The sequence below is a fragment of the Leptotrichia sp. genome, assembly GCF_057270615.1.
In genome coordinates, this window is the sequence record NZ_DBHIXN010000008.1 from 39,926 (window position 1) to 60,791 (window position 20,866).

Sequence of the window (20,866 nt, forward strand, 5' to 3'; positions counted from 1 at the left end):
TCTATTTTTATTTATAATAATTTTTTATTTTCAAAAATTTTTTTCAAATTATCTTGAGTAAACTTTTGTCAATTTAGCAATTCTTTCTGCTAGTTCATCAGTTAATACGCCTTCTTTTAATCTCCATTGCCAGTTTCCAGCAGCAACTCCTGGAGTGTTGATTCTAGCTTCACTTCCTAATCCTAAAAAATCTTGAATTGGAGCAATTGCCATGTTTGCAACCGAACTCCAAGCACCTCTTAGAGCATCCCAATGAATTTCATTGTCAGATCTTGAATTTAAATAGTCTCTTGCAAATTGTTTGTCTTTTTCTTTGGCTTTTGTGAACCATCCGACTAATGTATCATTATCGTGAGTTCCTGTATAAACTACGCAATTCTTTGTATAAGTATGAGGTAAATAGTCGTTTTCTTCACCAGAATCAAATGCAAAACCTAAAATTTTCATTCCAGGAAATTCAGTTGCTTCTCTCAAATCAATAACACCTTGTGTCATTGTTCCTAAATCTTCAGCGATTATAGGTAATTCTCCAAGTTCATTTTTAATGGCGTTAAATAAATCCATTCTAGGTCCTGGGCACCAAGTACCATTTTCAGCTGTTTTATCTCCATAAGGAACAGCCCAATATTCGTCAAATCCTCTGAAATGGTCAATTCTTATGATGTCGCAAGTAGAAAGATTAGCTTTAACTCTGTCAATCCACCATCTATATCCAGTTTCTTTTAATTTGTCCCAGTTGTATAATGGATTTCCCCAAAGTTGTCCAGTAGCACTGAAATAATCAGGCGGAACACCTGCAACTTTAACTGGTTTTCTTTCTTCGTCAAATAAGAAAATTTCTGGATTTGCCCAAGCGTCAGAACTGTCAGCAGCTACGAAAATAGGGATGTCTCCAATTATTTTTACACCATTTTCATTAGCATATTTTTTTACAGCATTCCATTGTTTAAAGAATAAAAATTGAATAAATGTTTGATATTCCACTTCTTCTTTAACGATTTCGTAATATTTTTCCATTGCTTCAGGCTGTCTAGATTTAATATCTTCTGGCCATTCATTCCAAGGCAACCCATTAAAATGATTTTTTAAAGAGATATACATTGCAAAATCATTTAACCAGCTTTGATTATGAGCTTTAAATTCTTCAAATAAATGTTTTAGTTCTTCTCTTTTTTTATTTTCTTTAGTATTTTTGTAATTTTCATATGCCTTTCTTAATAAAGGATATTTTTGATTGTAGATAGCACCATAATCAACACTTTCAGGATTTTCTCCAAATGAAATTCCTTCTAAGTCAGATTGTGACAATAAATTTTCTTCAACTAGTAAATCAAAATCAATAAGATATGGATTACCAGCAAAAGTAGAGAATGATTGATATGGAGAATCACCATATCCTGTCGGCCCTAACGGGAATATTTGCCATAATTTTTGATTAGATTTTTTCAAAAAATCTACGAATGCAAAAGCTTCTTTTCCTAAAGTTCCAATTCCATATTTCCCTGGAAGTGAAGTAGGATGTAATAAAATACCTGAACTTCTTTCGAACATTTTTATGTCCTCCTTAAAATTATTAATAAAATTAAATTTTTATTTCTTGTAATAAATATACTATATTTTATTCAAATTGTCAACATATACGTAAATGTAAATTTATAAAATTTATAAAATTTCTGAAAATAAAAGATTCTAAGCCATTTTAATGTCTAAGTAAAATAAAAAGTTAATGAAATTTGATTATGAATGTGATATAATACATTTATAAAATTGCTAAAAAAAATAAATTAAATAAATAAAATAGCAAAGAAAGGTTGTAATTATGAAATTATTGACAATAAACGTACATGCGTGGTTAGAAGAAGATCAAATGGAAAAAATTGACACTTTAGCAAAGGTTATTGCTGAAAAACAATACGATGTGATAGCGATGCAGGAAGTAAATCAACTTATGAATAATCCTATAATTTTTGCTGATATAAGAGAAGAAAATTATGGATGGGTACTTTTAAAAAAATTAAAAGAATACACAGATACGGATTATTACTATCATTGGAGCAATTCACATATTGGATTTGGAAAATATAATGAAGGGGTAGCGATAATTACAAAACATAAAATAAAAAAAGAAGATGAATTTTACTGTACTTTTGCCCAATCAGTAAGAACAATGTCTGCAAGAAGAATCGTAAGTATAACAATCGACTACGAAGGAAAAGAAATTGAATTTTACAGCTGTCATATGAACCTTCCAGATTGTGAAACTGAAGATATGACACAAAACATTCAAAATATTTTGAAAAGAAGTAAAAATGATAATTTAAAAATATTAATGGGAGATTTTAACACAGATGCCATCGGAAATCCTGAAGATTATAAAAATATTGTATCCCAAGGATTATTTGACACATATATTTTGGCTGAAAAAAAAGATGATGGAGTAACAGTTAATAAAGGAATTCATGGATGGGCTAACAATGAATCAAAAAAAAGAATTGACTATATATTTAGCAATAAAAAAATCAAGGTAAAAGAAAGCAAAGTTATATTCAATAATAAAAATGAAAAAATAGTTTCTGATCACTTTGGAATAGAAGTTGAATTAGAATTTTAAATTTAATAATAATAAAAATTAATAAAACCATAAAAAAATCATAATTTTTGATAAATAAAATCCCATTAAACCCAGTAATAATCGCTATTTTAGATATAGCGGTTATTTTTTTGAAAAAAAGATATACGTAAATGTATTGACAATTTAAAAAAGTGTGGTATATTTAAAATAAGGAAAAAATAAATCAAATATATAAAAATTTTTTGGAGGTATTCAGTTATGATGAAAAAAATTCAGCGGTTCGGTGGAGCGATGATGGCACCAGTTTTATTGTTTGCGTTTACAGGGATAGTCGTGGGAATAGCATCGCTATTTACGAATCCACAAGTAATGGGTTCAATTGCAAATGAAGGAACAAACTGGTATAAATTTTGGTTTGTAATAAGTGAAGGTGGTTGGACAGTATTTAGACAAATGCCGTTATTATTCGCAATCGGATTACCAATCAGCCTTGCAACTAAAACGAATGCAAGAGCATGTTTAGAAGCGTTTGCTTTATATACAACTTATAATTATTTCGTAGCAGCAATGCTTGCACAATGGAGTTTCTTTGGTGTTGACATGAGTCAAGAAGCTGGAGGAACAAGTGGACTTGCAATAATTGCTGGAGTAAAAACACTTGATACAAACTTGTTTGGTGCAATTATAATATCAGCAATAGTAGTTTATTTACATAACAAATATTTTGATAAAAAATTACCAGACTTTTTAGGAGTGTTTCAAGGAACAGTATTTGTTTACATTATTGGTTTCTTAGTAATGATTCCATGTGCTTTCATAACTGCACTTTGTTGGCCAAAAGTTCAAATTGGAATTAACAACTTGCAACAATTATTAAAAGTTTCAGGACCACTTGGAGTATGGATTTATACATTCCTTGAAAGAGCATTGATTCCAACAGGATTGCATCACTTTGTATATACACCATTTATATTTGGACCAGCAGCAGTTCCAGGTGGAATTCAAACTTACTGGGTTCAACATATAAGTCAATTTGCTCAATCAACAAAACCTTTAAAAGAAATGTTCCCGCAAGGTGGATTTGCATTACATGGTAACTCAAAAATCTTTGGTTCAGTAGGTATCGCACTTGCAATGTATTCAACTGCTAAACCTGAAAACAAGAAAAAAGTAGCAGGATTGTTATTACCAGTTTTATTAACTGCAATAGTTTCAGGAATTACAGAACCGCTTGAATTTACATTCTTATTTATAGCTCCAGTATTATTTGGATTACATGCAGTATTAGCTGCAACAATGGCAACATTGATGTATATATTCGGAGTTGTAGGAAACTTCGGTGGAGGATTCTTAGATTTTATGTTCCTAAACTGGATTCCAATGTTTAAAAACCACAGTGGAACAGTAATTACTCAAATTGTAATTGGATTAATTTTCACATGTATTTACTTCTTATTATTCAGATTCTTAATCTTAAAAATGGATTTAAAAACTCCAGGTAGAGAAGATGATGATGAAGAAATGAAACTTTATACAAAAGCTGATTATAAAGCTAAACATGGTGAAGGTGGAGCACAAGGTGCAGCAGCTATAGCTGGTGGAGATGAATATGCCCAAAAAGGTGCAATTATTCTTGAAGCATTAGGTGGAAGAGAAAATATTGAAGAACTTAATAACTGTGCAACTAGACTTAGAGTAAGTGTAAAAGATGCAAGTAAATTATTACCAGATGCAGCATTTAAATCAGCAGGAGCTCATGGTGTAGTTAGAAAAGGAACAGCTATTCAAGTAATCATCGGATTGTCAGTACCTCAAGTAAGAGAAAGAATCGAAGACATGATGAAAAAAGGGTAAAAAATAAAATTTGATAAATAATTGAATTTAAATTTTATAAAAAAATTAAGAAAGAATTTTCAAAAGTCAAAAATTTTAAAATTTTAAAATATAGAACTTGAGAAAGTTCTTTCTTTTATATAAAATGATGTTATTTAGCAAGGGATTTTGATCTCTTATTGTTAAATAAAATAAATAGAATTTTTAATAATTAAAGGAGGTAAAGGAAATGAAAAATATAGTTTTTATAATTTTAGATGAATTTGCAGATTGGGAAGCAGCTTTTTTATCTTCAGCATTGAATGATAAGAATATAACAAAAAATTATACAACTAATTTTGCTTCAATTGATAAAAATTTAAAAAAGTCAATGGGAAATTTAAAAGTGTTACCTGATTTGACATTAAAAGAAATTGATGAAAATGATGTAGATGGATTAGTTTTAATTGGTGGTAGAACTTGGAGAAGTCAAACAGAAGAAACAAATACTAAGATTGTTGAGCTTGTGAAAAAATTTAAAAATAATCCTAATAAAGTTGTAGGTGCTATTTGTGATGCTGCATATTTTCTTGCGACAAATGGATTATTGAATGATCGAAAACATACAGTAAATAGCTTTGATGAAATAAAAGATAATTCTAATTATACGAATGCTAAAAATTTTGTGGAGATGGAGTCAGTGATTGATGGAAACTTGGTAACTGCGAAAGGGGATAGTCCTATATATTTTGCAAAAAATGTGATGATGGCATTAGGTGATATTCCTGAAAAAAATATAAATTTATTTTTTGATATTTATAAAATTGGATTTGTTAAAGCATTTGAAAAATTTTCAAAATAATAGAAAAGAATAAAAGAAAAAGAGGTTGTTTCAAAAATGATATAACCTCTATTTTTTGTATAAAAATTACCTTTTTGCAATAGCAGTGAAAGTAAATTTCTCAGGATGATGAATTATTGTTTCATACTGAAAAAGAGTTCCGTTTGATAAATAGGCATGAGTTTCAATGACTACAACCATATTTATATCTTTTAATTTGAGATATTTTTGTTCTTCTGGAGTGATCTTTCTGAAATTAATATCTCTTCGAGAGTATCCAATCTTTAATTTCAAATCTTTTTCCAAATATTCGTATATCGACTTTTTGGCAATCTCTTCATTCAAAAAAGGTACAATTTTTCTGTCAAAAAAACTTGTGGAATAATTTAAAACTTCCCCATTTAAGGAATTTGTACGGACAACTTTGTAAAAATCGGCACTTTCAGAAACTTGAAATTCTTTCATTAACTTTTTATTTCCCTGAACAATATATAAGCTAATTAAGTCAGTTTCAAGATTAATATTTTGAAGTTTATTGAGTTCCTGCACAGTTTGAATTGAAGTTAGTGAAATGCTTTCAAGATTTTTTTTCTCTAGCACAATTGATTTTTTACCTTTTACTTTTTGAATATAACCTTCAGATTCCAGCATAGAAAGAGCTTTTCTTACAGTAAGTTTAGAAAAATTGTATTCTTTTGCCAAATCATCTTCTTTTTTTAAAAAATCTCCTGATTTAATAATACCATTTTCAATTTTATCTTTTATATCATAATAAACTTTTTCATATTTATTCATTTATATAAACCTTTCATATTATTTTTATATATTATACAACAAATTGCTTTAAATAACAACTAAAACAAAAGGTTTATATAATAATTATAAAATTTCCAAAAGATTTATATAAACCTATTGACTTTTTTAAAAAATATGTTATAATTAATATCGAAATAAGAAAAGAAAAAAATATATGATTAATAAATTATAGGAGATGGTTATTTATGAAAAAATTTTCAATCGTAGTAGCTGGTGGAGGGAGCACATTTACTCCAGGGATTGTTTTGATGCTACTAGAAAACTTGGATAAATTTCCGATTAGACAAATTAAATTTTATGATAATGACGCTGAAAGACAAGAAGTTATTGCAAAAGCGTGTGACATTATAATAAAAGAAAAAGCACCTGATATTAACTTTGTTTATACAACTGATCCCGAAACAGCGTTTACAGATATTGACTTTGTTATGGCACATATAAGAGTTGGAAAATATGCAATGCGTGAAAAAGATGAAAAAATACCTTTAAAACATGGAGTATTAGGACAAGAAACTTGCGGACCAGGAGGAATTGCTTATGGAATGCGTTCAATTGGTGGAGTTATTGAATTAGTTGATTTTATGGAAAAATATTCGCCAAATGCGTGGATGTTAAATTATTCAAATCCTGCAGCAATTGTAGCAGAAGCAACTAGAAGATTACGTCCAAATTCTAAAATATTGAATATTTGTGATATGCCAATTGGAATTGAAATAAGAATGGCTGAAATGCTTGGATTGAAATCAAGAAAAGATATGGTTATTAGATACTTTGGATTGAATCACTTTGGTTGGTGGACAGACATTAGAGATAAACATGGAAAAGACTTAATGCCTGAATTAAAAGAAAAAGTTGCAAAAATAGGGTATAATGTAGAAATTGAAGGAGAAAACACTGAAGCAAGCTGGAATGATACATTTAAAAAAGCAAAAGATGTATTTGCAATTGATCCTACAACAATGCCTAACACTTACTTAAAATACTATTTTTTCCCAGATTATGTAGTAGAACACTCAGATCCTAATCATACAAGAGCGAATGAAGTAATGGAAGGAAGAGAAAAATTTGTATTTGGTGAATGTAAAGCAATTGCAGAAAAAGGAACAGCAAAAGACAGTAAACTTCACGTAGATGACCACGCATCATATATAGTTGATTTGGCAAGAGCAATCGCTTATAATACAAAGGAAAGAATGCTGTTAATCGTAGAAAATGATGGAGCATTATCAAACTTTGATCCAACTGCAATGGTAGAAGTACCTTGTTTAGTAGGTTCAAATGGGCCTGAAAAAATTGTTCAAGGTAAAATTCCTCAATTCCAAAAAGGTTTAATGGAACAACAAGTTTCTGTTGAAAAATTGACAGTAGAAGCATGGATTGAAGGGTCATACCAAAAATTATGGCAGGCAATTACATTGTCAAGAACTGTGCCAAGTGCAAAAGTTGCAAAAGCTATTTTGGATGACTTGATTGAAGCTAATAAAGACTTCTGGCCAGTATTAAAATAGATTACATTTGAATAATTTTAAAATAAAAATAAATTTTTAGTGCTTGAAATGTTAATTAGTTTATGATATAATTATTTAGAAAAATAACCATTCGGCGTGGTATGGTAAAATAAATTGCAAAAATAAAGGCACTGCTATTGAAGTAGTGTCTTTTTTTGTGATATAATATTGTACTGTCAAGAATGCAAACTTGGCAATGAATCCACGCTGAATGGAGGTGGTAAAAATGAATTGGGATTTTACTATTTTAATAGCTATAATCGTTTTATTTTTGATTATTAGTAAAAAATAGTTAAAATTCATCATCGGCATCACCTTAATGCCTGTCAATCTGCATATTTAGATTGGCAGGTTAAAAAAATGACTTTAATATGAAGGAGAAAAATGGATACAAAAAAATTAGATAAGAAATGGTGGAAAAAAGAAGTTGGATATCAAATTTATCCAAGAAGTTTTTATGATAGCAATAACGATGGAATTGGAGATTTGAATGGAATTACAGAAAAATTGGATTATTTGAAGGATTTAGGAATAACACTTATTTGGATTTGTCCAATTTTTAAGTCGCCAATGGATGACAACGGATATGATATTTCAGATTACTATGATGTAAATCCTGAGTTTGGAACGAAGGAAGACCTGGAAAGATTAATTAAAGAGGCAGAAAAAAGAGGAATTAAAATAATTCTGGACTTGGTAATTAATCATACTTCTGATGAGCACGAGTGGTTTTTAGAAGCATTGAAAAATCCTGAAAGCAAGTACAGAAATTACTATATTTTCAAAAGAGGAGAAAATGGGTTGCCACCAACAAACTGGAGATCGCATTTTGGAGGTTCAGCCTGGGAAAAAGTCGAAGGGGAAGCTGATGAAAATGGAAATGAAATGTATTATCTGCATTTATTTACAAAAAAACAGCCTGACTTAAACTGGGAAAATCCTGAAGTTAGGGAAGAACTTTATAAAATGGTAAATTATTGGCTGGAAAAAGGAATTGCCGGATTTAGAGTAGATGCAATAAATTCAATAAAAAAAGATGAAGATTATTTAAATTTACCAGTTGATGGGGCAGACGGTCTTGCTCATAATGTAAAGTATACATTAAATCAGCCTGGAATTGAGGAATTTTTAAGCGAACTGGCAAAGGAAACATTTAAAAAATATAACTGTATGACTGTTGCAGAAACTCCAATGCTTGAATATGAAAGATATAATGATTTTATTGGGGCAGACGGATTTTTTTCAATGATTTTTGACTTCAGCTATGCAGATTTGGATATGACAAAAGGTGGATTTTACTATTCATTGAGGGATATTCCAACAATAGAGCTTAGGGATGCTATTTTTGAAAGTCAGCTGACTCAGCAGAAATACGGATGGGGAGCACCATTTTTAGAAAATCATGATTTGCCAAGAAGCTTGAATAAATTTTTTGGAGAAAAGGCAAATGAAACAAATGCTAAACTGCTTGGAAATGTATTTTTCTTCCTACGTGGAACACCTTTCATTTATCAAGGGCAGGAAATTGGAATGGATAATTTTATAAGAAAAGATATTTCAGAATTTGATGATATTGCTAGCAAAGACCAATATCAACGGGCTTTAGGAGAAGGATTTTCATCTGAAGAAGCATTATATTTTGTAAATAAGCGAAGCCGTGACAATTCAAGAACGCCTATGCAATGGGATGAAGGTAAAAATGCTGGTTTTTCAAAAGATGAAAATATAAAATCATGGATAAAATTGACAGGAAGTCAAGCTATAACAAATGTAAAAAAACAATTAAGTAATGAAAACTCAATTTTTAATCATTATAAAAAAATGATTAATTTACGGCAAAATGGAAAATATTCAGATTGTTTGACTTTTGGTGATTTCATTCCTGTTCCATTGGAGAATAAAAAAATTATTGCTTATGTGAGAAAATATGGAAGTCAAAAAGTTCTTTGTATCAGCAATTTTTCTGAAAAAAGACAGGAAATTAAATTAAGTGAAATTGCGAAAGTCCTTGGAGAGAAAGAAATTAGAGTTGGAGAGATTTTGATTAATAATTTTAATGGGTTTGAAAAAGATGGAGAGAAAGTTGCTTTTGAAGGGTTTCAAAGTTTGTTAGTAGAGATTTTATAAAAAATATAGACTGCACCAAAAATTTATTTATAATTAAAGTGGTGTAGTTTTTTATTTATATTTAAACTAAACTTTATTTAAAAAATAGAAATTGTACTTTATATTATTTGCTAATAAAAGGTATTGAACCATTGAAAAAAATCTATATTAGTCCGCTATTTAAAACACCAATCGCAGTAGTTGTAAAATAAAATTTTAAAACGTTTATCCCAATTCTTCTAAGTTTTTTACGCCTTCAATAGAAGTCATTCTTATTACAATTATGGTTATCAAATTAACTTTTTTATAAACTTTCTAATAGTATAAAATACTAACTTATTTCAAAAATTTTCACAACATATTCTGTATTTTAATTTTTTATGAAAGAATGTAAAAGTTATTTTTTAAAAATTTACTATTTTTTATATTTTTCTAGAAAACAAATACAAAAAATATAACATGAATTTAACTATTTTATAAGCTAAATCAAATTCGGGGGGGGGGTAAAATATTAAATATAATTTTAGTTTTAGATGGAGGAAATAGTTTATGAAAAAAGGAAAAACAGAACTTGAAAAAATGCAGGATAAAGTACAAAAAATAGTTGTTAGAGTAAATGAAAAAATAACTATATTGGGAGAACATCTAGGTATTTTAAACACAACATTAACGAATATTCAAGAAGAATTTGATAAAGTTCAAAATATACCGAATGAAGAAAAAATGCGGTATGAAGAATTAAAACAAATCAGATTAAATTGGAAAAATCAAGTTGATGAGATAATAAAAAAATATGAAGAAATAAAGAATAAAGATGCTGCAGCTGCTGGAGTCGCAGGAGTTGGAATTGGGGCTGGTGTTGCCGTTGCTGCTTTGGGTCCTGGTGTTGCTATGGGTATTGCTACTACATTTGGGGTTGCTTCAACAGGAACTGCTATATCTGCTCTGAGTGGTGTTGCAGCTATGAATGCAGGTTTGGCATGGCTTGGAGGAGGTGCGCTTGTAGCAGGTGGAGGTGGAATGGCTGCTGGAGAAGCATTTCTTGCTTTAATGGGTCCTGTTGGATTAGCTATTGCGGGATTTGGTTATTATAGCAGGTGGACTTTTATTTTGGAAAAATAAAAATGATCAAAAATGTCTTGAAAATTTATTTATAAGGATTAGTAACCGTGATTTGAAATCTTTTGAATTAGCAATAAATGAATTAGATGATCGTATTAAACAAATTGACAATGGAAATATAGAATTAAAATTTGCTATTAGAGTTATACCAAATTTAGGATTAGATTATAATAAAATTACAGAAGAACAACAGCAGGAACTTAAAAAGTATATTCATTTAATGGCATTATGTACTCAGCTATTGGTAGATCCTATAAAAGAATTACAGCCTAAATATACAAATAAAGACCTAGATGGATATATAAAAACAAAATATAATGTATGGTATAGTTTTTCTGAAAGAAGATCAATTGTTACTTTAGCAAATCTTTTATACAAAATTAATATTAATGAGATAGAAAAAAAATTATTATGGAAATCGTTAAGAGATAATAAAGAGTTTCTGAAATCAATAAATGTAACTAAAGAAAATTTTAAAATTAATATCTTTGATATTGTACCAAAAGTATTAGACTTTAAATATTAATATTGTCAAAATAAGACTGTCTATTATTTTTAGAATTAAAAATATTAGACAGTTTTTTGTGTTTAATGCTCAATTAATTTAAAATTCAATTCAGAAATTCTAAATATAAATTTTATCCCTTTTATCTATTTGAACAACTAAAATAAGTAATTCATTTTCCTCAATTTTTACAATAATTCTGTAGTTTTCAACTCGATATCTCCAAAATCCTTTTAGATTATATCTCAAAGCTTTTCCAAATTTTTTTGGATTATCTGTTTCATTAAGATTTTGCTTGATATATCGCATGATTTTTAGTTTTATTGAATTATCTAGTTTATTCAGTTGTTTTTCTGCTTTTTCTCTGATAATGACTTTATATTTCATCTTCCAAGCCCATTTTTTTTACTAAATCGTCAAATGAAATTGCTTTTTCCTTGTTTGCCTTATATTCTTCATAAGCCTCAACAGCCAATTTGTAGTCCTCTTCATCTTCAATTTTTTCAAGAATTAAATCTAACATTACTTGGTTTAAATTGATATTGTTTTCCTTAACATAGTTATTTATTTTATTTTCTATGTCAGGATTAGCATTTATAGAAACGGTTATCATTGATTTCACACCCTTTCTTGTTGTTTTAGTTAATAAAATTTTAACATAAAAGATAATAAAAAGCAAGTGAACTACTCCCACTTGTAGAAAAGGGAGTTTCTTGGGAAGTATCTGCTTTTGCTAGCCAAATATATTTACCAAGCTCTTCGGGCAGTCCCTGCCCTGACTATGAGCATTATACCATATAAGAGCTGTTATTTCAAGCTATATTCTGCAAAAGAAGGAGACTTCTTGCTATAAATATTGTTAAAATATTTCATTAAACTATTTTATTTTAATACCTTCCAATTCCAGTAAAAATCGCTTAATATGAAGTCCGCCACCGTATCCAACTAACTTCCCATTTGCACCAATCACACGATGACACGGAATAAAAATTGCAATTTTATTTCGATTATTCGCCATTCCAACTGCACGAACAGCTTTTGGATTGCCGATTGCAATTGCAATGTCTTTGTAGGAACGGGTTTCACCATAAGGGATTTTTTCAAGAGCATTCCAAACAGAAATTTGAAAGGGAGTTCCTGCTTTTAAAAGTGGCAAATTAAATTTTTTTCGTTTTCCTTCAAAATATTCAAAAAGTTGTTTTTTTGCTCGTTTAATCAGTTCAGTTTCACAAATTTGAAAGTCATTTTCCATTTTTAAATTCTCAAAATCAGATTCCCAAGTTAAATCTGTGATGTGAGAGTCATTTTCTGTCGTAGCAATTCCAATTTTTCCAATTGGAGTGTTTGTTTCATAAAAATAAATATTTTTTCTCATTGCTTTACCTCTTAATTCTTTTCACGATTAATTTAAAAAAATTAACTTCAAATTACAAAAGATTTTTCATAAATTATTCTCTTTCAAATTTCATTTCAAATTCTTTTCCAAAAAACGCAATTCCAATTTTCAAAATGTTGTCAATTCCAGCATTTTTAAGAGCCGAAGTATATTCTTTTTCTTTAATTTGATTTAATGCAACTTCACATTCATTTACTAATTTTTCGTGAATTTTTTCCAAATTTAATTTCAGATTGTCTATATTTATTGTCTTTAATTCAATGATAATTCCTTCTTTTCTTTCTAAAATATTTTTAGGTTTCAAGAGCAAATCGTATCGACCTTTTCCAGCGAAATTATTTGATGAAATTTCGTATTCATTTTTTAATTTTAAAATTAATCCGAGTATTAATCCATGATAAAATTGTTCTTTATAGATTCCAGACACATCAAAAATATTTGTATTTTCTAGCAAAATTTTATTTAGTTCAATTTTAAAATTTTCGATATTTCCATTTTTTAATACATTAGTTAATTTTGAAAAATTATTAGAATTTCCAAAATATACTTCAATAAACATATTTGAGAACATTTTTAAAATTTCTTCATTTGGAATTTTTAAATATGTTTCTTCACTATTTTCATTATATTTTCTAGATAATGTTAAATAACCGCTATGGAAAAAGAGATTCCAAATATTTTTCTCAAAATTAGCTTCTAAATTTCCAAAAGTCATGCTATCGTTAATTATTTCAAAAATTTCTTCTTTATTCAAAAGTTTTGAAAAATCATCAAAAATTTCTTTTTTCATTTTTTGTAAATATAGTTTTATAATTCCATTTCCACTTGTATTTACCCAATAAGGCTTCAATTTTTCATTTTTTAAAAAATTAATAATCGACCAAGGATTATAAACTTTTTTTTCGCCAAATAAATATCCATTGTACCACTTTTGTACATCATTTAATTCATATTTTAAGTCAAAATCTTCAAGAGATTTTTCAACTTCATTTTCCATAATTCCAAAGTATTCTGTAAATTCATCATCTAAAATTGTGTGAACTTCTAAATTATTCAAACCTGAAAAGATGTTTTCCTTTGCGACTCGTAAAATACCTGTCAAAATCCCCATTTCCAAGTAATTATTATCTTTCAAAACTTTTCCATAAAATGCTTTAAAAAACGCGATACATTTCTCATAATTCCTTTTTATATAGGAATCAATTATTGGCTGGTCATACTCATCTATTAAAACAACTACTTTTTTTCCAGAAAGTTCGTATAAATATCTGGTCAAATTAAATAAAGAATTAATCCAGTCAGCATTATCTTTTTTCAGCCAAATATCATCAAAGTCTGCCAAGTCACTTTGATTCAAATTATCTCTTATCAAATAAAATTCATTATATAGTAATTTTATTTCATTTTTAATCGTATTAAATCCGCTTTCCCAGTTTTCTGCATCATAATTTTTGAAAGAAATAGAGATTACAAAGAAATTTCCTTGCTTTTCAAAATATTCATTTTTAGAAATTTCTAAATTTTCAAATAATTTTCTGTTTTCGTCTTTATTTTTAATGTCAAAAAAGTACTTTAACATCGAAATATTTAAGGTTTTTCCAAATCTTCTCGGACGAGTAAATAATTTAACTTTAGAGCCGTCTTCTAAAATATTTGCTATAAATTTTGTTTTATCAAAATAGTAGTAGTTATTTTCGACAATCTCTTTAAAATCAGATATTCCGATAGGCAATTTCTTTTTTTTGCAACTTTTCATCTTCAGTACTCCCTCCTTTTTAATTTTTATTTATTAATAATTTATTGTTTTAAGTAAGTGAATATATTATAATATAAATTGTAGAAAAAGTAAATTGTTTGGTTATTACAAAATAGTTTTGAATTTGTAAAATAGATTGGATATTAAAATACAATAACTTTAGAATAAAAGTGTTGTATTTATTATATTATTGTAATTTGAAAAGTAAAAGGGAGTAAAAAAATGAATTTATTTGACGAAGTATATGAAAATAAGAAGCCACTTGCGTTTAGATATCGTCCGAAAAGTTTGGATGATTTTTATGGTCAGGAAAAATTAGTTGGAAAGAATGGAATTTTAAGGAAGATTATTGAGCGTGGAAATTTTATGAATGCAATTTTCTGGGGAACACCGGGAACGGGGAAGACGACTCTTGCGGAAATTGTTGCTGAAAAAATGAATTATCATTATGAATATTTGAATGCAATAAAGGCGTCTGTGACTGATATAAAGGACATTTCTGATAAGGCACACAACAGATTTCATACGAATGGGCAGCAGACACTTTTGTTTTTGGATGAAATTCATAGATTTAATAAGTTGCAGCAGGATTCCCTTTTGCAGGATTTAGAAAATGGGAATATTATTTTGATTGGAGCGACTACTGAAAATCCTTATTATAATTTGAATAATGCGTTGTTGTCACGATGTATGGCATTTGAATTTAAAAAATTGAGTGAAAAAGATTTGCTTAAAATTTTGAAAAATATTAATGAGAAAGAGAAAATTGGAATTTCAAATGAGATTTTAGAATATATTTCGGAAATTATTGAAGGGGATGCAAGACAGGCTATAAATATTTTGGAATTGATTGCGAATGTTGGGGTGGATTTTACGCTTGATGAAGTGAAGGAAGTGCTGAATACGAAAAAATCTTATCACAAGACGGAAGATAAGTATAACACAGTTTCTGCGATGATAAAAAGTATTCGTGGGAGTGACCCTGATGCGGCGATTTATTGGATGGCAAAAATGCTCTCTGGTGGTGAAGATATTTTGTATATTGCTAGAAGGCTTGTAATTTTGGCTTCTGAAGATATCGGACTTGCAAATCCGCAGGCGTTACCAATTGCGGTGTCTGGACTTAATGCGGTAAAAGAGATTGGAATGCCAGAAGCGAGAATAATTCTTTCGGAAGTTGCAATTTATTTGGCAATTTCTCCAAAGAGCAATTCGGCTTACAATGCGATAAATTCAGCACTTAGTCACATTGAGAAAGAAAAAATTCAAGATGTGCCAATTCATCTTACAAAAGTAGGGAAAAAAGACTATAAATATCCTCATAACTATGAAAATCACTATGTGGAGCAGGTTTATATGAATGAAAAAATCAAGTTTTACGAGCATGGAGAAAATAAATTTGAAAAGGCGGCAGATGAGTGGTTGAGGAAGATTAAAAAGAATCAAAAATAAATTGTCTATTGAATTTTGAAAATAGTTAGTATAAAAAATACTCAAACAATGGTGTGGTTGGTTGTCTGAGTATTTTTTTGAATTTTAATAACAAGCTGAAGGGTCATAGTTTTGTACAAAATTTCTTGCTGTGTCACGTTCACAGTCGTATTTAATGACTGAATCTCCAGACATTTTCCTTTCTATGAGCAATTTATTTAAATTGTATTCAGCTAGCTGATTACTGCTGGCATTTGGTACATGAAGTATTAAACCGTATTCCATTTCTACTCCATTACTGATACCTGTTGCAGCCCAAACTGTACCGATATATTTTTTTAGAGAAGAAGTGCTGATATTTTTAAAGCCTTTTAAATTTATATATCCCTTTTTTCCTTTATCTTTTCCATCCAAAACTTGAACTAATACTTTGTTATTACTTCTTATTCCTTTTATTTCAACAAGTGTATAATCCATATCAGAAGCTGTAAATCTTCTTTCATACGGATCAACTTCTTTAGTTTCAGTCTTAGTTTCATTGGTTTTGGTTTCATTTTTTTTGTTATTTTCTTTAGTCTGAGTTTGTACTGAAGCCATCATTTGATTTTCCAACTGTCGTTTTTCTTGTTCCTTTTGAACTTTTTCCATCTCGCTTATTTTATTTTTCATACTTACAAATTGGTAAATACCACCACCTATGATGATAAATCCTATAACCAGAACAAGTGCAATTATTATTCCAATTAGAATTTTTACTAAATTTTTGTTTTCAACATTATTATTTTCCATTTATATTTCTCCTAAAATTTTTAATGTATTAATATCTGTTTAATTCCACATATTTTATACGAGTCAACATCAATATAAGGACTTTCGTTTATCCACGAATTATTTACAAATATTTTTTCTATATCGCAATTCAATTTATTATTTACTTTCTCTTTCAAAGATAGGTTTTGAAGTCCAATTGCTTGAAACATCTGCTATTACAAGTAAAGGATCTGCACATTCATTTCTTGATGTATCACAAGTTTCTATATCATAAAAATCAACCGAACGAAAACCATCGTGATCAATTTCATATGGAAAAACTGTTCTTAAATGTTTATAAGTTGCAATTACTCTGCTATTTGTTTCATCATGTTCCCATACAATATCTTTTGATTTTGCTTTTTTTGTAACATATCTTTGTGCAAGAAATAAAGGATATTCTCCTAAATAATTAATATTTAGTTCTTTAAAATAATTTTTTTTGCTATTTGTCATAGATTTTACACTAATTATTGCGTCATCACTTTTTTCGCAAGAAAATATAGAAACTAATAGTATAATCAAAAATATTTTTTTCATAATATGTTTTTCTTTCCTTTCTTTAATTTTATTGTTTATTAAAGTTTTATTTTTTTTTCAAATATTCCTTATTGACATATCCAAATTCTTCGCCATCTAAAACTTGAACATAATACCAATCACCTTTTTCATTAATTAAACTTACAGTTTTTCCATTTTTCACCCTGCCACGAATTTTTGAATTGTTGTCAGGCTTTCTCATAAAATTAACATATCCATTTGGCGAATTTACGATATATTTTTCTCGCTTTGCTCTTTTTTCTTCTAAATCTTCATAATCATTATATCCAGAAATAAAATCTCCTCTTCTTACAATATCTATTATATTTCCATGAATTTCAAAATCTACGACTTCTTGATTAATAAAAGTAATCCCAGAAGGTTTTCCGTCAAAACCTTTATCGTTATAAATTTTACAGAATACTTTATTTTTATCAATACAAGAAGTAAAATCTACTTTAAAAAAATTACCACCATGATTACTGCTGAATGTTTCAAAATAATTATTATACATTGTATTAAATACGGCATCTTCAATATGAATTTCTGTAATTTTTGGATTAGGAGTACAATCTCCTAAATTTCCAAATCCAAATTCTTCGACTTCTTTTTCATCAGTATAATGTGTTCCAGAAACTTTAGCATTTTTGGAAAGTTTAATTATTACTGTACCTGTCTCATCTTGTCCCAAATAACTTCCATTCAAAGTGTCTACAATAATATCATAAATCATTTCAGGATTACATTTCTCATAAGCTAATCCAACAATATTTACAACAAATAGACTTAAAATTAATAATAATTTTCTCATAATTCTTCTCCAATCTTTTAAAATATATATTTTTTATCAAAGTAAATTTAAAAAGAATTAATGAATTTCATAAAAAAACACTTAAAAATATTAAATTAACTTTTCGGTTTAATTATACCTTGCTTTTTATTTTTTTCAACACATTTGAAAATTAATTTATAATTAAATTTAAAGAGATTGCTAAATAACAAATAAAAAGTTGGAATAGACCAAAATAAATTATTTGTTAGCAATACTTAGATTAAGCAAATTACAAGCCTTGATAAAAACTAGGCATTGTGGTAAAATATAGTAATGAAAATTTAACTGGAGGAGAATGATACCTAATGAAAAAAAGAGCTTTGATTAGTGTTTTTGATAAAACTGGGATATTAGAATTTGCACAGTTTTTGGATAAAAAAGGTGTGGAAATTATTTCGACAGGAGGGACTTACAGATATTTGAAGGAAAATGGTCTTTCTGTGATTGATGTTTCAGAAGTTACAAATTTTAAAGAAATGCTGGATGGGAGAGTAAAAACTTTGCATCCAAATATTCATGGTGGAATTTTGGCGATTAGAGATAATAAAGAGCACATGGATACGATTGCAAAAGAAGGAATTGAAACAATTGATTATGTTGTTGTTAATCTTTATCCATTCTTTAGAGAGGTTCAAACTGACAAAACTTTTGATGAAAAAATTGAATTTATCGATATAGGTGGACCTACAATGCTTCGTTCAGCTGCAAAATCATTTAAAGATGTAACAGTTATTTGCGAAACTGAAGATTATTCAGCAGTTATGGAAGAAATGGAAAAAGATGGAGAAGTTTCTTACGAAACTAAGAAAAGATTGGCTGGGAAAGTATTTAACTTGACATCAGCTTATGATGCGGCAATTTCTGCGTTCTTGTTAGAAGAAAATTATCCAAAATATTTGAATGTTTCTTATGAGAAAAAATTTGACTTGAGATATGGGGAAAATCCTCATCAATCTTCAGCTTATTATGTTTCAACTACTGAAAATGGAAGTATGAAGGATATTAAGCAATTGAATGGAAAAGAATTGTCATTTAACAATATTAGGGATATGGACATCGCTTGGAAAGTGGTTGGAGAATTTGATGGTCCAGCGGCTTGTGCGATAAAACACTCAACTCCTTGTGGTGTGGCTGTTGCAGATGATATTTTCACAGCGTATAAAAAAGCTCACAATTGCGACCCAGTATCGATTTTTGGTGGAATTGTTGCATTAAACAGAGAAGTTAATAAAGAAACTGCCGAAGAATTGAAAAAAATCTTCTTGGAAATCGTAATTGCACCTTCATTTACAGATGAAGCATTGGAAGTATTGAAAACTAAGAAAAACTTGAGAGTTATCGAATGTAAAACTTCAAAACCTCAAGATAAATTCGATTATGTAAAAGTTGACGGCGGAATTTTGGTTCAAGGAACAAACAGCAAAATGATTGACGAAATGAATGTTGTTACTGAAAAACAGCCTACTGAAAAAGAAAAAGCCGATATGGAATTAGGAATGAAAGTTGTAAAATATGTAAAATCAAATGCGATTGTAGTCGTTAAAGATGGAATGGCAATTGGTGTAGGAACTGGTCAAACTAACAGAATTTGGTCAACAGAACACGCATTGCAACATGCTCAAGAAAAAGTTGGAAAAGACTTGACAGGAGCAGTATTAGCATCAGATGCTTTCTTCCCATTCAGAGATTGCGTAGATACAGCTGCAAAAACAGGAATTAAAGCGATTGTACAACCTGGTGGATCAATTAGAGATAAAGAATCAATCGAGGCTTGTAATGAGCATGGAATAACTATGGTATTTACTGGAATTAGACATTTTAAACATTAATTTTTTAACAAAAAAATAAGATTGAATGTGCTGCACCAATAGTTTTAGAAATTAAAATTGGAGGTGTGGCATTTTTATACTAAATCCCATTTGAATAACGGATACATTATGAATTTTCTTTTAAATAATTAAAATAAATATTTGCTTTTTAAACGGTGAATAGTATTAGGTATAAGTTTAAGTATAAATAATAGATTTGAAATTGTAATAAAAAAAATTAAGAGTAGAAAAAATTCTACTCTATAATTCATTAATTAGCATTATGTTGTAACCAATCTAAATATATTTTTGTATTTTTTTCTGCTTCAGAATTAAGCCTTTTTGCATTTTTAGATTTTAATAAAGCGTTTAATTCATTTTCTGAAAGCATTTGAAAGTCAGTTCTTTCGTATTTATTACCTTTTTTTATTTCTGTTCCAGTATTAATTACTCCAAATTCAACCCTAATTTCATACGAATCCGTAACTGGTGTATTTTGATTTTTTTTGCTATTTACATAATATTTTTTTTCAATTTTATAATTTAATATTGGATATTTTTCTTTATTATAAGATTTTACATTGTCAAATGGTGTGTATGAAACTCTATATTTGTTTCCAACTGGAACTACATTAATAAAATAATTAAGTTTTTCCCATATTATTTCATCATTATCTGATGCTGGATCCATCCCTGAAAACCAATCTTTTTGATTTGAAACATAAATTTGTGCTTTTGGGGTGAAAAAACTTTCTACCTCACTAGTTGTAGTTTCAGAGAAAGTAAATGTTCCTAAAACACACATTAACATTAAAATAAATTTTTTCATAATTTTAAACCTTCTTTCTTTTTATGATTTATCTATAATCTCCATAATTTTATAAAACCTCATTTAATAGGTATTATACTTTTATTATAGCATATTTTTATAAATTCGTATATCCCAATTTTTATAATTTGACAGAGTAAAAAATATAGGGGCAAATAAATTTAATCAAATTTTTAATTAAC

Annotated in this window: 19 protein-coding genes; 9 read left to right on the plus strand and 10 right to left on the minus strand. The window is 28.4% G+C overall.

Annotation, left to right across the window (positions count from 1 at the left end; all coding sequences use genetic code 11):
• Positions 1 to 48: 48 nt before the first annotated feature.
• On the minus strand, positions 49 to 1,557 hold the full coding sequence (gene malQ / locus ACO409_RS02880; RefSeq protein ID WP_485554682.1) for a 4-alpha-glucanotransferase: 1,509 nt from the start codon (positions 1,555 to 1,557) through the stop codon (positions 49 to 51).
• A gap of 262 nt (positions 1,558 to 1,819) precedes the next feature.
• On the opposite strand from malQ, the gene ACO409_RS02885 reads away from it, so the two are divergent.
• The 3 genes from ACO409_RS02885 to ACO409_RS02895 all read left to right on the plus strand — a co-directional run bounded on the left by ACO409_RS02885 (position 1,820) and on the right by ACO409_RS02895 (position 5,246).
• Entirely contained in the window at positions 1,820 to 2,611 is a 792-nt protein-coding gene (locus ACO409_RS02885) for an endonuclease/exonuclease/phosphatase family protein (protein ID WP_485554647.1), read from the plus strand.
• Between the two features lie 219 nt (positions 2,612 to 2,830).
• Entirely contained in the window at positions 2,831 to 4,426 is a 1,596-nt protein-coding gene (locus tag ACO409_RS02890; RefSeq protein ID WP_485554649.1) for an alpha-glucoside-specific PTS transporter subunit IIBC, read from the plus strand.
• Between the two features lie 208 nt (positions 4,427 to 4,634).
• On the plus strand, positions 4,635 to 5,246 hold the full coding sequence (locus tag ACO409_RS02895) for a DJ-1/PfpI family protein (protein ID WP_485554651.1): 612 nt from the start codon (positions 4,635 to 4,637) through the stop codon (positions 5,244 to 5,246).
• Positions 5,247 to 5,312: 66 nt separating this feature from the next.
• Here the strand turns inward: ACO409_RS02895 and ACO409_RS02900 are convergent, their stop codons facing one another.
• A complete protein-coding gene (locus ACO409_RS02900) occupies positions 5,313 to 6,020 on the minus strand; it encodes a GntR family transcriptional regulator (RefSeq protein WP_485554653.1) in 708 nt (235 codons plus the stop codon).
• Positions 6,021 to 6,226: 206 nt separating this feature from the next.
• Between ACO409_RS02900 and pagL the strand changes: the two genes are divergently transcribed.
• The 4 genes from pagL (at position 6,227) to ACO409_RS02920 (ending at position 11,303) form a co-directional block, all read left to right on the plus strand.
• Positions 6,227 to 7,549, plus strand: a complete 1,323-nt coding sequence (gene pagL / locus ACO409_RS02905; RefSeq protein ID WP_485554655.1) for a 6-phospho-alpha-glucosidase PagL — start codon at positions 6,227 to 6,229, stop codon at positions 7,547 to 7,549.
• Between the two features lie 384 nt (positions 7,550 to 7,933).
• The gene (locus ACO409_RS02910; RefSeq protein ID WP_485554657.1) at positions 7,934 to 9,676 is read left to right on the plus strand and encodes a glycoside hydrolase family 13 protein; all 1,743 of its coding nucleotides are present in this window, start codon (positions 7,934 to 7,936) and stop codon (positions 9,674 to 9,676) included.
• 528 nt (positions 9,677 to 10,204) lie between these two features.
• A complete protein-coding gene (locus ACO409_RS02915; protein ID WP_485554659.1) occupies positions 10,205 to 10,777 on the plus strand; it encodes a hypothetical protein in 573 nt (190 codons plus the stop codon).
• Positions 10,728 to 11,303, plus strand: coding sequence for a hypothetical protein (locus ACO409_RS02920; RefSeq protein WP_485554661.1), 576 nt, complete (start codon positions 10,728 to 10,730; stop codon positions 11,301 to 11,303). The genes ACO409_RS02915 and ACO409_RS02920 overlap by 50 nt, the downstream gene beginning before the upstream one ends.
• A gap of 99 nt (positions 11,304 to 11,402) precedes the next feature.
• On the opposite strand, the gene ACO409_RS02925 is transcribed toward ACO409_RS02920, so the two are convergent.
• The 4 genes from ACO409_RS02925 to ACO409_RS02940 all read right to left on the minus strand — a co-directional run bounded on the left by ACO409_RS02925 (position 11,403) and on the right by ACO409_RS02940 (position 14,434).
• On the minus strand, positions 11,403 to 11,669 hold the full coding sequence (locus ACO409_RS02925) for a type II toxin-antitoxin system RelE family toxin (protein ID WP_147003890.1): 267 nt from the start codon (positions 11,667 to 11,669) through the stop codon (positions 11,403 to 11,405).
• Complete coding sequence (relB, locus tag ACO409_RS02930) at positions 11,659 to 11,895, minus strand: type II toxin-antitoxin system RelB family antitoxin (RefSeq protein WP_147004581.1); 237 nt, start codon at positions 11,893 to 11,895, stop codon at positions 11,659 to 11,661. The genes ACO409_RS02925 and relB overlap by 11 nt, the downstream gene beginning before the upstream one ends.
• A gap of 264 nt (positions 11,896 to 12,159) precedes the next feature.
• A complete protein-coding gene (locus tag ACO409_RS02935; RefSeq protein ID WP_485554664.1) occupies positions 12,160 to 12,657 on the minus strand; it encodes a methylated-DNA--[protein]-cysteine S-methyltransferase in 498 nt (165 codons plus the stop codon).
• A gap of 73 nt (positions 12,658 to 12,730) precedes the next feature.
• On the minus strand, positions 12,731 to 14,434 hold the full coding sequence (locus ACO409_RS02940) for an AAA family ATPase (RefSeq protein ID WP_485554666.1): 1,704 nt from the start codon (positions 14,432 to 14,434) through the stop codon (positions 12,731 to 12,733).
• Between the two features lie 222 nt (positions 14,435 to 14,656).
• Here ACO409_RS02940 and ACO409_RS02945 point away from each other — a divergent pair, with 222 nt between their 5' ends.
• Entirely contained in the window at positions 14,657 to 15,886 is a 1,230-nt protein-coding gene (locus ACO409_RS02945) for a replication-associated recombination protein A (protein WP_485554668.1), read from the plus strand.
• An 84-nt stretch (positions 15,887 to 15,970) separates the two neighbouring features.
• On the opposite strand, the gene ACO409_RS02950 is transcribed toward ACO409_RS02945, so the two are convergent.
• The 3 genes from ACO409_RS02950 to ACO409_RS02960 all read right to left on the minus strand — a co-directional run bounded on the left by ACO409_RS02950 (position 15,971) and on the right by ACO409_RS02960 (position 18,026).
• The gene (locus tag ACO409_RS02950) at positions 15,971 to 16,654 is read right to left on the minus strand and encodes a hypothetical protein (protein ID WP_485554670.1); all 684 of its coding nucleotides are present in this window, start codon (positions 16,652 to 16,654) and stop codon (positions 15,971 to 15,973) included.
• Positions 16,655 to 16,792: 138 nt separating this feature from the next.
• On the minus strand, positions 16,793 to 17,215 hold the full coding sequence (locus ACO409_RS02955; protein WP_485554672.1) for a hypothetical protein: 423 nt from the start codon (positions 17,213 to 17,215) through the stop codon (positions 16,793 to 16,795).
• 46 nt (positions 17,216 to 17,261) lie between these two features.
• A complete protein-coding gene (locus tag ACO409_RS02960; protein ID WP_485554674.1) occupies positions 17,262 to 18,026 on the minus strand; it encodes an SH3 domain-containing protein in 765 nt (254 codons plus the stop codon).
• A gap of 326 nt (positions 18,027 to 18,352) precedes the next feature.
• Here ACO409_RS02960 and purH point away from each other — a divergent pair, with 326 nt between their 5' ends.
• Positions 18,353 to 19,876 (plus strand): bifunctional phosphoribosylaminoimidazolecarboxamide formyltransferase/IMP cyclohydrolase, encoded by a 1,524-nt coding sequence (purH, locus tag ACO409_RS02965; protein ID WP_485554676.1) that lies wholly within the window; start codon positions 18,353 to 18,355, stop codon positions 19,874 to 19,876.
• 250 nt (positions 19,877 to 20,126) lie between these two features.
• Here purH and ACO409_RS02970 read toward each other — a convergent pair whose 3' ends face one another.
• Positions 20,127 to 20,684 carry a hypothetical protein gene (locus ACO409_RS02970; protein ID WP_485554678.1) on the minus strand — a complete coding sequence of 186 codons (558 nt, stop codon included), beginning with the start codon at positions 20,682 to 20,684 and terminating at the stop codon, positions 20,127 to 20,129.
• Positions 20,685 to 20,866 lie beyond the last annotated feature (182 nt).

What these genes read in the sequence shown, in the direction of transcription:
- ACO409_RS02935 (WP_485554664.1), bottom strand. Translation starts at nt 12,657, where the DNA reads ATGAGAAAAAATATTTATTTTTATGAAACAAACACTCCAATTGGAAAA.
- ACO409_RS02950 (WP_485554670.1), bottom strand. Translation starts at nt 16,654, where the DNA reads ATGGAAAATAATAATGTTGAAAACAAAAATTTAGTAAAAATTCTAATT.
- ACO409_RS02890 (WP_485554649.1), top strand. Translation starts at nt 2,831, where the DNA reads ATGATGAAAAAAATTCAGCGGTTCGGTGGAGCGATGATGGCACCAGTT.
- ACO409_RS02885 (WP_485554647.1), top strand. Translation starts at nt 1,820, where the DNA reads ATGAAATTATTGACAATAAACGTACATGCGTGGTTAGAAGAAGATCAA.
- relB (WP_147004581.1), bottom strand. Translation starts at nt 11,895, where the DNA reads ATGATAACCGTTTCTATAAATGCTAATCCTGACATAGAAAATAAAATA.
- ACO409_RS02970 (WP_485554678.1), bottom strand. Translation starts at nt 20,684, where the DNA reads ATGAAAAAATTTATTTTAATGTTAATGTGTGTTTTAGGAACATTTACT.
- ACO409_RS02900 (WP_485554653.1), bottom strand. Translation starts at nt 6,020, where the DNA reads ATGAATAAATATGAAAAAGTTTATTATGATATAAAAGATAAAATTGAA.
- ACO409_RS02960 (WP_485554674.1), bottom strand. Translation starts at nt 18,026, where the DNA reads ATGAGAAAATTATTATTAATTTTAAGTCTATTTGTTGTAAATATTGTT.
- ACO409_RS02945 (WP_485554668.1), top strand. Translation starts at nt 14,657, where the DNA reads ATGAATTTATTTGACGAAGTATATGAAAATAAGAAGCCACTTGCGTTT.
- ACO409_RS02895 (WP_485554651.1), top strand. Translation starts at nt 4,635, where the DNA reads ATGAAAAATATAGTTTTTATAATTTTAGATGAATTTGCAGATTGGGAA.
- purH (WP_485554676.1), top strand. Translation starts at nt 18,353, where the DNA reads ATGAAAAAAAGAGCTTTGATTAGTGTTTTTGATAAAACTGGGATATTA.
- pagL (WP_485554655.1), top strand. Translation starts at nt 6,227, where the DNA reads ATGAAAAAATTTTCAATCGTAGTAGCTGGTGGAGGGAGCACATTTACT.
- ACO409_RS02925 (WP_147003890.1), bottom strand. Translation starts at nt 11,669, where the DNA reads ATGAAATATAAAGTCATTATCAGAGAAAAAGCAGAAAAACAACTGAAT.
- ACO409_RS02940 (WP_485554666.1), bottom strand. Translation starts at nt 14,434, where the DNA reads ATGAAAAGTTGCAAAAAAAAGAAATTGCCTATCGGAATATCTGATTTT.
- ACO409_RS02910 (WP_485554657.1), top strand. Translation starts at nt 7,934, where the DNA reads ATGGATACAAAAAAATTAGATAAGAAATGGTGGAAAAAAGAAGTTGGA.
- ACO409_RS02955 (WP_485554672.1), bottom strand. Translation starts at nt 17,215, where the DNA reads ATGAAAAAAATATTTTTGATTATACTATTAGTTTCTATATTTTCTTGC.
- ACO409_RS02915 (WP_485554659.1), top strand. Translation starts at nt 10,205, where the DNA reads ATGAAAAAAGGAAAAACAGAACTTGAAAAAATGCAGGATAAAGTACAA.